Genomic DNA, 13,621 nt, shown 5'->3' on the forward strand with positions numbered 1-13,621 from the left:
GGTGCACGGCGACCCCCCGACCGGCGCATGCAGCGACGGGAACGCGGGATACCCCCCGTTTCCCGGTTGTTAGGGTACGCACCTCTTGGCCGGGCGTCGAGTGCTCGGTCAACTTCGGAGCGCCACAATACGGATGACCGATCACCGTACCGAGGGGCAGAAGATGGCATATGGCCGAGCTCCGCGCGACGGCCTGGAGGGTCACCAGTTGGCGGGCAGGCCCGGCGTCGTGGCCGGCAGGGCGTGGTCCGGCGGGTGGATGACGTACGCCACGCCGCCGCTGCTGGAGCTGCGCAGCCACACGTTCTCGAAGTCGGCGCGCGGATAGACGTGCCGTACGGCCGAGTTGCTGGGGGAGGCCGGGTCGTTGGCGATCACGTCGCCGGTCGAGGTGAAGCCGACGATCGCCATGAGGTGACCGTTGGTGCCGTACCCGGCGCCGGGCAGCTCGCCCTTCTTGAACGACTGCGAGGTGATGACCGGGACGCCCGCCTTGACGAGCAGCTCCAGCTCGGTCAGCGACCGCAGCCGCGTGACGAACCCGTCCAGCCCGTACCGTCCGGCGTAGGCGGTGTTGAACGGCCAGTTGCCCGCGCCCTGGTAGGCGTGGTCGTAGGTGTAGCGGGCGGCGTAGTCGACCTCGGGGTTCGGGTCGGAGGGATCGACCCAGGAGGTGTCCTGCGCGCTCGGCCACTTGTCCCAGTAGCCCAGCACCATGGTCGTCGAGGTGGGGCTGCACCACGCCTCGCCGCCGCCGTCCCATTCGGGGTAGTGGCCCTGGTGGACGTTCTGGGAGCGGCGCGGCACCGCCAGCTCCGTGCCCCACGCGCCGCCGCCGGGGCTGACCGGCACGGTCTTGCGCTCGGGCACGTTGGAGCTCATCACGCCGGACGTACGCACGCGGGGCGTCACCGACGAGCCCGGCGTCCGGTAGAGGGTCAGGCGGAGCTGGTAGCCGCTCATGGGCTTGCCCGCCGCGGCGACCAGCGTGTCCACGGCCACCGAGGCGTCCGCGTCACCCTGGTTCGGCACCGAGGTGCGCAGGATGTCACCTTCGGCGTAGGACCAGCGCCCCAGGGAGTACCACTTGGTCAGGCCTTCCGCGTTCCGGCCGCGGGCCTCGACCTGCAGCCAGCTCCCCGGCGGGACGTCCGCGGTCCAGGAGGCGATCAGCTCGGTGGCCGGGAAGCCGATGTCCCGCTCCGGGCCGGTCCAGCGGGCGTACTCCCAGGTCTTGGTGCCCAGGGCGTCGGTGTGGGAGATCGTCCCGGCGGCGGAGCCGAACGACAGCCCGCTGCCGGACGTCGTGCCCTCCGGGGTGCCGGAGGAGAAGTCGGCCCGCTGGAAGACCACGTCGGGGGTGGCCGCGGCCGGTTTGGCGCCGGCGGGGGAGGTAACGGTCGTGACCAGGGCGAGGGCGGACAGGAACACGATCAGCGCGCGCATGGACCCACCTTCTCGGAAGGCGCTCGGTGCGGCCGACATTAGGCGCAGCGGGCCGGCAAAGCATCGGGAAATCTACGTATCAGCGCCTCAGCCGAGGGTCTGGGTGAGCTCGTTCCGGTCCGCGGTGCACACGAGCCGGCCGCGGGCGCCGTTCACGATCGGCAGGTACGGCGGCACGTGCCCGCACTCGACGTCGGCGACGATCGGCACGCCGAGCCCGCCCAGCGCGTCGAGGACGGCCTCGTGCTGGGTGAGCCCCGCCGTGCCGGGGGCGTTGGTGCGGCCGACGAGCACGGCGTTCGCGCCGGTGAAGAAGCCGGCCAGGCGCATGCCGTGCAGCTGGCGGCAGACGTCGCCCGCGTCGTGCCCGCCGGCCTCCACGTACACCAGGAGCCCGTCCGGCGCGGCGGCCCGGGCGAAGGCGGGCACGTCGGCGTACGGCGTGCCGGCGACGTCGGACAACGTCTCGACGCAGCCCCCGATCAGCCGCCCCTCGGCCAGCACGTCGCCGTCACCGTCGAGCCGCCGCCACCGGCCGGGGGTGTCGAGCGTGAACTCGTTCACCTCCGGTGCCGTCCGGTAGTCGTCCCAGCCCTGCGCGCGGTGCCGGTTCGGCGGGACCTGGGTGAACGTCGTGCCCGGGGCCATCGTCACGATGTCGAGCCAGGTGAGCAGCCCTTCCGGGGCGCGGTAGGGGGTGTCCATCAGGTTGTTGCCGTGCACGGTGGCGACGCCGGTGAGCAGGGTCAGGGGCGTGATGATCGTCGACATGTCCGAGAACCCCACGACCCAGGTCGGCTCGGCCGCGCGCAGGGCGTCCCAGTCGAGCAGGGGCAGCAGGTCGATCGCGGTCTGCCCGCCCCACGGGGGCACGACGGCCTTGACGGCGGGGTCGGTGAGCAGGCCCGTCAGCTCGCGCGCGCGGTCGGCCGCCGGTGCGCTGACGTGCCCCGTCCCGTCCATGCACGAGCCGACGATCACCTCGTACCCGCGGGCTTCGACCGTACGGATCGCCACGTCGAGGCGGGCTCGCAGGCCGTCGTCCACACCGGCGGAGGGGGCGGTGACGCCGATCCGGTCACCGGGACGAAGGGGGGCGGGGTATCTCATACCGAAGGATCTTGGCATGCCTGTCGCCCCCGTTTCATCGGCTCCGTGCCGCCACACCACACGCATCTTCCCAGGCATGAACACCAGATGGGAGGGTGACGATTCTCAGGACATGAAACAGCCCCCGGGAAGTGGGACATGCGGAAATACGTGATCATGGGCGTACAGGGGAGCGGCAAGGGCACGCAGAGCGCCCTGCTCGCCGCCGACCTCGACCTGGTGCACATCAGCGTCGGCGACATCTTCCGCTGGCACGTCAAGAACCACACCAAGCTCGGCGCCCAGGTCCGGCGCCTGGTAGCCGCGGGGGAGCTGGTGGGCGACGACCTGGTGGAGGACGTGGTCAGGGACCGCCTGCAACTGCACGACTGGAACTACGGATTCGTCATCGACGGCTTCCCGCGCAACCGCCGCCAGGCGGAGTTCTTCCTGGAGAGTTACGACCTCGACGGGGTGATCCACCTGGACCTGCCCGACGCGGAGGTACGCCGGCGCGTCCTGGCCCGGCGGCTCTGCTCGCGCTGCGGCATGGACTACAACCTCATCGCCCACCGGCCGGAGCAGGAGGGCCGGTGCGACGTGTGCGGCGGGGAGCTGGTGAGCCGCGAGGACGACACCCCGGACGCGCTGGCCCGCCGGCTGAGCGACTACCACAGCAAGGTCGACCCGGTGCTGGAGCTGTTCAGGCGCAAGGAGTACGTCATGACCATCGACGCCCGCGCCGACAAGGCCACCGTCCAGCGCACCATCCGCACCCGCTTCAACCTCCCGCCGTACCTTCCCGCCCAGGAGGACACCGCCGCGCTCAGCGAGCAGCCGGGTGGCCGCTGATCACCGGGCTGCTCGCTCACGGTTCGAAGGCCACGACTGACGCGTGTGCTCGTGTGTGGACCGCGTTCATCCCCGCCACCGATGCGCTGCGGGTGTACACCGTAGCGACAGTGGGCGCTAGTGTCGGCAGTCCACTGGTGATGATCGACTTGGGAGGGTCCCTGTGCGGCGCGTCATGATCCTGCTGGCCCCGATCGTGGCTTTGGCCGCCGGGCTGGTCGTCGCCCGGCGTCGCTTCGTCATCGTCCGGATCAGCGGGGCGAGCATGCTGCCGACCTACCGCACGGGCGACCGGGTGCTCGTCCGCAGGACCGCAGGGGCGGGTGTCGGGCGCGGCCAGGTCGTGGTGCTGCAGACGGTGCTGCCCGGGGGACGGTGGCGTACCGGGCCGCTGCCGCAGCCGGGCGCGGCCAGGTGGTTCATCAAGCGCGCGGTGGCCGTGCCGGGTGACCCGGTTCCCGCCCAGGTCATGGCTCGCGTAGGGGCGTCGCCGGGTGACACGGTGCCGGCGGGCCGGCTGGTCGTCCTCGGTGACGGGCCGGTCAGCGAGGATTCGAGGGCGTGGGGTTACGTGCCCGTCGACCGCGTGCTCGGCGTCGTCGTCCGCGGGCTCGCCCCTTCGGGCGAATCCTGAAGGTCCGGGACGGCCGGCGAGCTCCGGGAGCCCGTCGGCTCGTAGCCCCGAGCCTGCAGGGTGAACAGCTTCGCGTACTGCCCTCCCAGCGCCATCAGCTCGGTGTGGGAGCCACGCTCGGCGATCCGCCCCTCGGCGAGGACGACGATCACGTCCGCTTCCCGCACCGCGCCCAGCCGGTGCGAGATCAGCAGGCTGGTCCGCCCCGCCCGGTGGCGGCGCAGGCTCTGATGGATGGCGTGCTCGGCCTGCGCGTCCAGGCCGGAGCTCGGCTCGTCGAGCACGAGCAGGTCCCGGCCCTCGCGCATCAGGGCGCGGGCCAGGGCGAGGCGCTGCCACTGCCCGCCGGACAGCACCACCCCGGCCTGGGGGTCGTCCCGGTCGCCGAAGAAGATCCGGCTCAGCAGCGTGTCGTAGCCCCGCGGCAGCCCGTCGATCGTCTCGTGGACGCCGGCCAGCCTGGCGGCGGCCTCGACCCGGTCCCGGTCGTCGACCGCCGCGACGTCGCCGAGCCCGATGTTCTCGGCCGCGCTCAGGTCGTAGGACATGTAGTCCTGGAACACCGCGCCGATGCGGCCGCGCAGCTCGGCGGGATCCATCTCCCGCAGGTCGACGCCGTCCCAGCGGATGGACCCGCGTACCGGGTCGTACAGCCTGCAGATCAGCTTGACCAGGGTGCTCTTGCCGACACCGTTCAGCCCGACCAGGGCGAGGGAGCCGCCCCGGGGGATGAACAGGTCGACCCCGCGCAGCACCCACGGGTGCGCGTCGTCGTACCGGAACCACACGTCGCGCACCTCGATGCCCTCGCGCAGCGAGGGGACGGGGCGCGGATGCCGGGGGACGGGCAGGTCGGGCGCGTCGGCCACGACGTCGAGGTAGTGCCCGAACATCAGCAACGCGTTGTGCGCATCGGCCGACTGCGCGACGACCGACGTGAGCGCGGACTGCACCCCGGCGACGGCCGCGACGAACACGGCGACGTCGCCGACGCTCAGCGCGCCCGACGCGGCCCCGGTGATCGCCCAGAGCAGGCCGAGCGCGGCGACGGCCGCCCCGATCAGCGACAGCGACCCCTGGGTACGCAGCGTCCTGCGAGCCAGCCCCTGCTCGGCGGCGTTGACCGCGCGCAGCTCGCCCAGCATCCTGGCGCGCAGGAAGTCGCCGAGGCCGAACAGCCGGATCTCCTTGGCCGCGTCGGGGCTGGTGAGCAGGTTGGCGAAGAAGATCTGCCGCCGGGTCCCCGCACTGACGCCCCACATCATCCCGGCGCGACGCCGGGACAGGTCGAGCTGGGCGCGGACCGAGGGGATGGCGGAGAGCGCCACGACGAGGATCATCCCCGGAGCCAAGGCCGCCAGCGCCGCGGTGAATCCGGCGAGGGTCACGGCTCCCTGGGCGATCCCCAGGCAGGAGCGGACGATCCGCTGCGGCGCGTTCTGGCCGGCCTCCTGCGCCAGGCGTACCTGGTCGTGGAAGACCGGGTTCTCGAACCGGCTCAGCCCCGGGTGGGCGTTGACGGCCTGGAACAGGCGGTCCTGGATCAGCACCTGGAGCGCGCGGCGCAACTGCTCCTGGGCGTACTCCGCGACCGGGGGCAGGGCCGCACCCGCCAGGCCGGTCACGGCGAGAGCCACGCCCTGCGGGAGCAGCTCGGCGGGGCCCGCCCCGGCCGCCAGGCCGTCGAGAACGAGCTTGATCAGCCACGCGGTGACCACCGGGACCAGGCCCATGAGCAGCACCGTGGTCCCGGATGCCAGCACGGCGGCCGGGTGCGCCCGCCAGGCCAGCGCCGCGGCCGCGCGAAACCGCCGCCGCCGGGCGGTGCCGCCGTGCCCGGCAGGAGAGGTCATCGGCGGGTGGCCGCCGGCAGCCGGCCCGGGGCGGTGTCGGCGGCCACGACCACCGCGTCACCGTCGACCAGGTAGAAGCTGGGGAACTGGGAGACCTGCAACGCCCGGCTCACCGGCCCGCCCATCGGCTCGAGCACGACGGTGACCGAGGTCAGCTCGCGGGTGAACCGCCGGGCCTCGTCGGAGTCGCCGGTGACCACGGCCAGCACGCGTTCGGGGCGGGTGTCGGCCAGGTAGGACGTGAACTCCGGCAGCCGCTCGTGGCAGGACGCGCACTCGGTGGAGAACACCGCCACCACGGAGGGCCCCGAGAAGAACGCGCGCGACACGGTCTCCCCGCCGACAGCGGTCGCGCTGAAATCGCCGAGCGTCGTTCCCGGCTGCACCAGCGGAGCACGCGTCGGCCCCAGCTCCGCCAGCCGCAGCGTGTGCTCGCGCAGGCGGCGGATCACCGCCAGGGTCAGCACCAGATCCACCAGGCACAGCAGTCCGACGACGATGACGGCGGCGACGAGATACGGCATACGAGCTCCTCAGGGGCGGCGCGGCTGGGCGGCGAACAGGTCGGCGAGGTCGTCGAAGAAGATCACGATGACGGCGAGCACGGCCCCGACCAGCACGCTCAGGGAGACGCCCGCGGGATGCGGAGAGGTGCTGCCCGGCACCGGCCCGCCGGCGACGAGCGCGAGCAGCCCGGCCGCGACGAGCGCGAGCAGCCCGGCGTTGCGGACGAGGTGGCGCCCGCCGAGCGGCGTTCCGGTGACGCCGAAGCACCTGCACGGCGTCGTGGAGCCCGAACGCATCGCCCTGACGATGCCGGCGCAGAAACCCGCCAGGACGGTGCCGGCCAGCACCAGGCCGGCCCGCACTGTCCCGGGGATCGCCAGCAGTACGACGACGCATCCTTCCGCGAGGACGACCGCGCCGCTCAGCGCCGTGGAGGCCCGCGACCCCAGAGGGACCAGGCCGCGCACGGACACGCGGAAACTCGCGAACGCGGACTTGCCGCGCACCTTTCCGAGCACCGCCACCAGGAAGACGACTGCTATCGCCACCCGGCAGGCCGGCACGACGTACTGCATGGCTGTCACTGGGGATCGGAAGGACGCGTCAGCAGTAGTCGAAGCTGCCGCAGCTGACCGTGCCGTTGTGGTCGTGGTAGCAGCAGGTTCGGCAGAACTTGCCCTGGCAGCACCATTCGGTCCAGCACGCGGCCGAGGCGTCGGCCGAGGGCAGGAGCTTGTCGAGGAAGCGGTCTCCCAGCTTGTTGAGTGCGCGGATCATGGCGACCTCCTTGCGGGGGGATCTTTACGCGCCCACAGTCACTCAGCAACAGCACCTAGTTAACGGAGAGATTGGCCGACATCGGGGGGCACGTTCGGCAGGTCGTGATCTTGACATACGGGTGTTCTCCTCAATGCCCACGTCGCGATCTTGCCGGCGGGTGCGTGAGTGACGGCGGGCGGATCGTGGAGATTCTCGCGGCGTACGACCTCACGGACGGTCACCGTGCCCGCGGCCGGGCCCCGGGCACAAGACGGCGAACCCCGCCGCCGAGCACCGGCAGGCGGGGTTTTCACAGGTCGGAGGCTATTTGGCCAGATGGCGGCTGATCACCAGCCGCTGAATCTGGTTCGTGCCCTCGAAGATCTGCATGATCTTGGCCTCGCGCATGTACCGCTCCACCCGGAACTCCCGCGTGTACCCGTACCCGCCCAGCACCTGCACCGCGTCCGTGGTCACCTTCATCGCCGCGTCCGTGGCGACCAGCTTGGCCACGCTCGCCTGCCGGCTGTACGGCAGCCCCGCGTCCCGGCGCCGGGCCGCGTCCAGGTACGTCGCCCGGGCGCTGTCCACCGCCGCCGCCATGTCCGCCAGCAGGAAGCCGAGCCCCTGGTGGTCGATGATCTTCTTGCCGAACGTCTGCCGCTCCTTGGCGTAGGCCACGGCCTCGTCCAGGGCGGCCTGGGCCAGGCCGGTGGCGCAGGCGGCGATGCCGAGGCGGCCCGAGTCGAGGGCGCTGAAGGCGATCTGCAGGCCCTGGCCCTCCTCGCCGATGAGCCGGTCGGCCTCCAGGACCGCCCCGTCCCAGTGCGCGCTGGTCGTCGGCACCGCGTGCAGGCCCATCTTCTCCTCCGGCCGGCCGAACGTGAGCCCGTCGGCCGAGCCCGGCGCGAGGAAGCAGGAGATGCCGCGCGAGCCCTCGCCCGTGCGCGCGAACAGGGCGTAGAAGTCGGCGATGCCGCCGTGGGTGATCCACGCCTTGTTGCCGGTGATCCGGTAGCCGGTCTCGACCCGCTCGGCCCGGCACGTCAGCGCGCCCGCGTCGGACCCGGCCTGCGGCTCCGACAGGCTGTAGCCGCCGATCAGGTGGCCGGCCAGCATGTCGGGCAGCCACCGGTCACGCTGCTCCGGGGTGCCGAAGGTGGCCACCGGGTAACAGGCGAGCGTGTGCACGCTGGTCGCCACCGCGACGGCCGCCCAGCGCATCGCCAGCTCCTCGATCACCTGAAGGTACACCTCGTACGGCTGCCCGCCGCCCCCGAGTTCCTCCGGGTACGGCAGCCCGAGCAGCCCCGCCGCGCCCAGCGTGGCGAACAGCCCCTCCGGGTACGTCTCGGCGCGCTCATGCTCGTCCACCCGGCGTGCCAGCTCCTTGTCGGCGATCTCCCGGGTGAGCTCGATGAGGTCCCTGGCGTCCTGGCCGGGGAGCAGGCGGTCGACGGTCACAATCACTCCTGGTAGTAGGTCACGGGGCAAGGGCTTCCAGGGCCTCGCTCGCGCGGGCCCGGAACTCGGCGACGCGGGCGAGCTTGATGTCCTCGTACCCCCGGACCAGGTCCGGCAGGCCCGCGATCTCCGTCACGGCCGCCGCGGTGGCGGGGGTGAGGCGGGTCAGGGCGGTACGCACCAGCTCGCGGTACTCGGTGACCAGCTCGCGCTCCACCCGGCGCACCTCGGCGCGGCCGAACACGTCGAACGCCGTCCCGCGCAGCACCCGCGCCGCGCGCAGCCCGCGGAAGAGCACGCCGGCCGAGCGGCGTACCTTGATCTTGCGCTTCATGCCCATCGCGCGCAGCACCGGCGGGTGCAGCAGCACCGAAACGACCGCGTCCGCGCCGAACTCGCGCTCGCGCCGCTCCCGCTCGGCGGGGTCGAGGTGGAGGCGGGCGACCTCGTACTCGTCCTTGTAGGCCATCAGCTTGTGCAGGCCGCGGGCGTAGGCGAGGGCGATCGCGGCGCCCGCCTCCTCGCCCGCCCGCTCCACGGCCAGGGCCGTCACCTGGCGCACGTCCTCGGCGTACGTACGGGCGTAGGTGGCGTTCTGGTAGCCGGTCAGGTCGGCCACCCGCCTGGCCACCACGTCGTCCAGGCCCTCGGGCTCCGGCTCGGCGCCGGGCAGGACGGCCGCGCGCACGGCCTCCGGGTGGGACACGACGGCGCGGCCCCAGCGGAAGGCGGCCAGGTTCTGCTCGACGGAGGCCCGGTTGAGCTCGATGGCCCGCTCGATCGAGGCGGCGCTGACGGGCAGGCAGCCCTGCTGGTACGCGGCCCCGAGCAGCAGCAGGTTGGCCGGCATGTGGTCGCCGAACAGCGCCTCCGACAGCGCGTGGGCGTCCACGCAGACCTGCTCCCTGGTGGCCGACTCCACCCGGGCCACCGCGGCGGCGTGCCCCGGCACCGGCACGCGGCCGGTCACCATGGCGGCGGTGGGCACCACGGAGGTGTTCAGCACGGCGACGGTGCGCTCGCGCGCGGCCACGGCCAGGGTGGCGTCGGCCGCCGCGCCCAGCACGTCGAACCCGATGAGCACGTCGGCCCCGCCCCGAGAGGCGCGTACGGACCCGGCCGGCGGCCGCTTCGAGATTCGCACGTCGCTGACCACGGGCCCGCCCTTCTGCGCCAGCCCGGTCTGCTCCAGCCCGGCCGCGTGCAGCCCGTCGAGGTGGGCGGCCATCTGCAGGATCTGCGAGACGGTGACCACGCCGGTGCCGCCGATGCCGGGCATCCTGATCAGCACCTCGTCCCTGGCCTCCGGGATAGGCTCCGGCGAGCGTACGGGCAGGTCGGGCGCCTTCCGGGGCTTCCTGGTGGTGCCCGGCTCGACCAGCAGGAACGAGGGGCAGTCGCCCTTGAGGCAGCTCAGGTCGGTGTTGCAGGAGGCCTGGTGGATGCGGGTCTTGCGGCCGTACTCGGTCTCGACCGGCTGCACGGACAGGCACGTGGAGACGTCGCCGCAGTCGCCGCAGCCCTCGCAGACGCGCTCGTTGATCACGACCTTCTGGGTGGGCGTGGGCAGCTTGCCACGCTTGCGCAGCCGCCGCTCCTCGGCCGCGCACCGGTCGTCGTGGATCAGCACGGTCACGCCGCCCAGCGCGGCCAGCTCCTTCTCGACCTCGGGCAGGTCGTCGCGGTGCCGTACGGACGCGATCGGCGCCAGCCCGACCCCCCGGTACGTCTCCGGCTCCGGCGTCGTCACCACGATCCCGCGCACGCCCTCGACGGCCAGCTCCTGCGTGAGCGCCGGCACGTCGAGCCGCCCCTCCGCGCGCTGCCCGCCGGTCATGGCGACGGCGTCGTTGTAGAGCAGCTTGTACGTCATCGACACCCCGGCGGCCACGGCGGCCCTGATCGCCAGGGAGCCGGAGTGGTGGAAGGTGCCGTCCCCGAGGTTCTGTACGAAGTGCCGGTCCTCGGTGAACGGCGACAGCCCGATCCACTGGGCACCCTCGCCGCCCATCTGCGTGATGCCGACCTGGGTGCCGCGCCCGTGCCCGTCCAGCGCGATCATCGCGTGGCAGCCGATGCCCACGCCGACCAGCGTGTCGTCCGACGTCCGGGTGGAGGTGTTGTGCGGGCAGCCGGAGCAGAAGTAGGGGGTGCGCGCCGCCACCACCGGCAGCAGGCCGCGCCCGCGCTCCCGGCGGGGCGGGGCGATGCCCAGGCACTTCGCGATCGCCCCGGCCACGTCCTCGGCGCCCAGCGTGCCCCGGGCGGTCAGCAGCTCCCTGCCCACGACGGCCGGGGCCCGCTCGCCTCCGTACAGCGCCTGCTTGAGATGCCCCTCCAGGAACGGCACCTTGTCCTCGACCACCAGCACCCGGTCGAGGTCGGACGTCATGGCGGCCAGCTCGTCGTACGCGAGCGGGAACGGCATCGCGAGCCTGATCAGCCGCAGCCCGTGCTCGTCCATGGCCGCCTCGTCCAGCCCGAGGTCCGCCAGGGCCCGCTCGACGATCGCGTAGGTGGCGCCGGAGGCGATGACGCCCAGGGTGGTGTTGCCGGCTCCGGACATGACCCGGTTCAGGCCGTGGGCCCGGGCGTACGCGCGGGCCAGGTCGAGGCGGCGGGTGAGCATGTCGTGCTCGGCGTCGAGGGCGGCCGGGCCGAGCAGGATGGGGGCCGGGCCCCTGGAGGCCGTCGCGGGGGCGGGGATGTGCTCGCGCAGCGGGGCGAGGTCCACCGTGGCGGACGCGTCGGCGATGTCCGCGACGATCTTCAGGCCCACCCAGAGGCCGGTGGCGCGCGACATGGCCACCGCGTGCAGCCCGAACTCGACGATCTCCGCGACCGAGCCGGGCGCGAGCAGCGGCATGGACAGGCTCTGGCACATCGGCTCGCACGAGCTGGGCAGGGTGGAGGACTTGCAGCCGGGGTCGTCGCCGATCCAGGCCACCGCGCCGCCGAGCGGGGCCGTGCCCGCCACGTTCGCGTGCCGGATGGCGTCGGCGGCCCGGTCGAGGCCGGGGTTCTTGCCGTACCAGAAGCCCGTCACGCCGTCGTGGCGCCGGCCCGGCACCTGCTCCAGCAGCTGCGTCCCGGCCACCGCCGTGGCCGCCAGCTCCTCGTTGAGCCCGGGCTTGAACACCACGCCCGCCGGCTCCAGGAACCGCGCCGCGCGCCCCATCTCCAGGTCCACGCCGCCCAGCGGCGAGCCCTGGTAGCCGGTGACGAACGCCCGGGTGTCCAGACCGCGCTCCTCGTCCAGCCGGCGCTGTTCCAGCGTCAGGCGGACCAGGGCCTGGATGCCCGAGATGAGCACCCTGCCGTCGAGCGCCGTGTACTTGTCGTCGAGTGACACGGGGGCGGGAGTCTCGCTCACGCTCGAACCTCCTGGCTTGTGGTACGTGCCCGCTTGATGTGTCCGGTGGATCCCAGCACAGCAATGAGGGCATGATGTGCGCAAGTATTAGATGAGAAAGCGGGCCTAAGACGCAAACAATATGAGTTCATGGGCTTCGTGGCTGAGGTTATTTGCGCCTGAAGGAGGCGTTCCCGGTGCCTGACGTGGACGAGATCGATCACCATGTGCTGCGGCTGCTGCGCGAGGACGGGCGCAGGACGTTCTCGGAGATGGCCGAGCTCGTCGGGCTGTCGGTGGCGGCGGTCAAGCGGCGGGTCGACCGGCTCAAGGAGATCGGCGTGATCACCGGCTTCTCGGTGCAGATCGACTACGCCAAGCTGGGGTGGGGCATCGAGGCGTTCACCGAGCTGCGCTATCCGGGCACGACGCCGGTCAGCGAGATCATCCGCACCGCCACGGACGTGCCGGAGGTGCAGGCGGTGTTCACGATCGCCGGCGACCCGGACGCGCTGATCCAGGTACGCGTGCGCGACCTGGGGCACCTCCAGCAGGTCATCGACCGGCTGCGCCGGGCAGGGGACGTCACGGGCACGAAGACGCTGCTGGTGCTCGGGTCGTGGACCCGGGACCTGCCGAGGTGAGCTCAGGGGGTGCGGCCGGTGTCGTCGCGGCGGGAGAAGTAGCGTACGAGCAGGCCGATCGCGAGCAGGACGGCCACGCCGAGACCGAGCATCCAGACCGACACGCCGGTCAGGGGCAGGGACCGGCCGGTGTGGTGCGCCGGGGGCGGCACGTCCTGGCCGGCGGCCGGGGCGGGGGCGGCCCGGGGCTGGTCCCTCGCCGGCTTCTCCGCCGGGCCCTCGCGCCTGACGTGCCCGTCCTTGCGCTCCTCCGCCCTGGGGGTCGCCGGCTCGGCGGGGGCGGGAGCGGGGGCGGGCTCGACCTCCGTGCCGGCGCAGGAGCGGTTGCCGGAGGTGTCCTCCTCCTGGCTGCCGGTGTGGACGGTGGCGCAGCTCTCGAACGTGCCCGCGGCGTCCGGGGTGACGGCGAACGTGAACGTCCGGCTCTCGTCCGGGGCCAGCGCGCCGATGGGGCAGATCAGAGCCGGCCCGTCCCCGGTGCACTCGGCCGGCCGGTCGGCGATGCGGCTCGCGGTGTGGTCCCGTACGAGGACGTCCCTCGCCTGCGAGGGGCCGTGGTTGGTCACCGTCACGGTGTAGGTGATGGTGTCGCCGGCCATCGCGGCGGACGGGCCGCTCTTGAGGATCTCGACGTCGGCCATGGTCCGGGTCTGCGTGACGAACCGGGTCTCGTCGCCGCCCGTGACCTGGACGCGGCTGGTGAGGGGCGTGCCCTCCGGCAGCGCGGGGTCGGTGGTGACCGGGACCTCGTAGGTGACGCTCTGCCCGGCCGGGACCGTCAGTCCGGGCCCGCCGCAGGTGACGGTGCGGTCGGTGCGGGAGCAGCCGGCGGGGAGGTGACCGGGGGTGAGGTTCCGGTCGAGCAGGTCGGTGACGGTGACGTCGCCGGCGTCCTGGCCGCCGGTGTTCGTGACGGTCAGCGTGTGGACGGCCTCGGCGCCGATGACCACCGGGTCCGGGGTGACGGACTGGACGATGCGCAGGTCGGCGGGCCCGGGGGACGGGGGCATGACCGGGTCCC

The 13,621-nt window shown here is 72.8% G+C and carries 12 protein-coding genes; 3 read left to right on the forward strand and 9 right to left on the reverse strand.

Annotated elements, in window-relative coordinates:
* Positions 1–201 precede the first annotated feature (201 nt).
* Positions 202–1,446 carry a C39 family peptidase gene (locus tag ACTWPW_RS21310; protein WP_375111788.1) on the reverse strand — a complete coding sequence of 415 codons (1,245 nt, stop codon included), beginning with the start codon at positions 1,444–1,446 and terminating at the stop codon, positions 202–204.
* Positions 1,447–1,533: 87 nt separating this feature from the next.
* On the reverse strand, positions 1,534–2,556 hold the full coding sequence (locus ACTWPW_RS21315; protein ID WP_443169703.1) for a S66 family peptidase: 1,023 nt from the start codon (positions 2,554–2,556) through the stop codon (positions 1,534–1,536).
* 138 nt (positions 2,557–2,694) lie between these two features.
* Between ACTWPW_RS21315 and ACTWPW_RS21320 the strand changes: the two genes are divergently transcribed.
* Together ACTWPW_RS21320 and ACTWPW_RS21325 are read left to right on the forward strand one after the other, a co-directional pair.
* Complete coding sequence (locus ACTWPW_RS21320; RefSeq protein ID WP_443169704.1) at positions 2,695–3,387, forward strand: adenylate kinase family protein; 693 nt, start codon at positions 2,695–2,697, stop codon at positions 3,385–3,387.
* A gap of 163 nt (positions 3,388–3,550) precedes the next feature.
* Positions 3,551–4,021, forward strand: a complete 471-nt coding sequence (locus tag ACTWPW_RS21325; protein WP_443169705.1) for a S26 family signal peptidase — start codon at positions 3,551–3,553, stop codon at positions 4,019–4,021.
* Here ACTWPW_RS21325 and ACTWPW_RS21330 read toward each other — a convergent pair.
* The 6 genes from ACTWPW_RS21330 to ACTWPW_RS21355 all read right to left on the reverse strand — a co-directional run bounded on the left by ACTWPW_RS21330 (position 3,955) and on the right by ACTWPW_RS21355 (position 11,977).
* A complete protein-coding gene (locus tag ACTWPW_RS21330) occupies positions 3,955–5,874 on the reverse strand; it encodes an ABC transporter ATP-binding protein (RefSeq protein WP_443169706.1) in 1,920 nt (639 codons plus the stop codon). The genes ACTWPW_RS21325 and ACTWPW_RS21330 overlap by 67 nt on opposite strands.
* Positions 5,871–6,398: a TlpA disulfide reductase family protein gene (locus tag ACTWPW_RS21335; RefSeq protein WP_443169707.1), complete on the reverse strand. Its 528-nt coding sequence runs from the start codon at positions 6,396–6,398 to the stop codon at positions 5,871–5,873. Before ACTWPW_RS21335 ends, ACTWPW_RS21330 begins: the two co-directional genes overlap by 4 nt.
* 9 nt (positions 6,399–6,407) lie before the next feature.
* A complete protein-coding gene (locus tag ACTWPW_RS21340) occupies positions 6,408–6,956 on the reverse strand; it encodes a MauE/DoxX family redox-associated membrane protein (RefSeq protein ID WP_443169708.1) in 549 nt (182 codons plus the stop codon).
* A gap of 28 nt (positions 6,957–6,984) precedes the next feature.
* Positions 6,985–7,158, reverse strand: coding sequence for a hypothetical protein (locus ACTWPW_RS21345; protein ID WP_364131312.1), 174 nt, complete (start codon positions 7,156–7,158; stop codon positions 6,985–6,987).
* A gap of 306 nt (positions 7,159–7,464) precedes the next feature.
* Positions 7,465–8,604, reverse strand: a complete 1,140-nt coding sequence (locus ACTWPW_RS21350) for an acyl-CoA dehydrogenase family protein (protein ID WP_375111781.1) — start codon at positions 8,602–8,604, stop codon at positions 7,465–7,467.
* A gap of 19 nt (positions 8,605–8,623) precedes the next feature.
* On the reverse strand, positions 8,624–11,977 hold the full coding sequence (locus ACTWPW_RS21355) for an indolepyruvate ferredoxin oxidoreductase family protein (RefSeq protein WP_375111780.1): 3,354 nt from the start codon (positions 11,975–11,977) through the stop codon (positions 8,624–8,626).
* 176 nt (positions 11,978–12,153) lie between these two features.
* On the opposite strand from ACTWPW_RS21355, the gene ACTWPW_RS21360 reads away from it, so the two are divergent.
* Positions 12,154–12,600, forward strand: a complete 447-nt coding sequence (locus ACTWPW_RS21360; protein ID WP_375111779.1) for an Lrp/AsnC family transcriptional regulator — start codon at positions 12,154–12,156, stop codon at positions 12,598–12,600.
* A gap of 2 nt (positions 12,601–12,602) precedes the next feature.
* Here the strand turns inward: ACTWPW_RS21360 and ACTWPW_RS21365 are convergent.
* Positions 12,603–13,621 (reverse strand): DUF7507 domain-containing protein (locus ACTWPW_RS21365; RefSeq protein ID WP_443169709.1); only part of this gene is annotated, 1,019 nt, incomplete at its 5' end.

Origin of the sequence: Nonomuraea sp. KM90 (assembly GCF_052246675.1) — a bacterium.
GTDB lineage: Bacteria > Actinomycetota > Actinomycetes > Streptosporangiales > Streptosporangiaceae > Nonomuraea.

Coding starts and splice junctions, on each gene's coding strand:
- ACTWPW_RS21320 (WP_443169704.1), top strand. CDS start 2,695: ATGCGGAAATACGTGATCATGGGCGTACAGGGGAGCGGCAAGGGCACG.
- ACTWPW_RS21335 (WP_443169707.1), bottom strand. CDS start 6,398: ATGCCGTATCTCGTCGCCGCCGTCATCGTCGTCGGACTGCTGTGCCTG.
- ACTWPW_RS21345 (WP_364131312.1), bottom strand. CDS start 7,158: ATGATCCGCGCACTCAACAAGCTGGGAGACCGCTTCCTCGACAAGCTC.
- ACTWPW_RS21340 (WP_443169708.1), bottom strand. CDS start 6,956: ATGCAGTACGTCGTGCCGGCCTGCCGGGTGGCGATAGCAGTCGTCTTC.
- ACTWPW_RS21315 (WP_443169703.1), bottom strand. CDS start 2,556: ATGAGATACCCCGCCCCCCTTCGTCCCGGTGACCGGATCGGCGTCACC.
- ACTWPW_RS21330 (WP_443169706.1), bottom strand. CDS start 5,874: ATGACCTCTCCTGCCGGGCACGGCGGCACCGCCCGGCGGCGGCGGTTT.
- ACTWPW_RS21310 (WP_375111788.1), bottom strand. CDS start 1,446: ATGCGCGCGCTGATCGTGTTCCTGTCCGCCCTCGCCCTGGTCACGACC.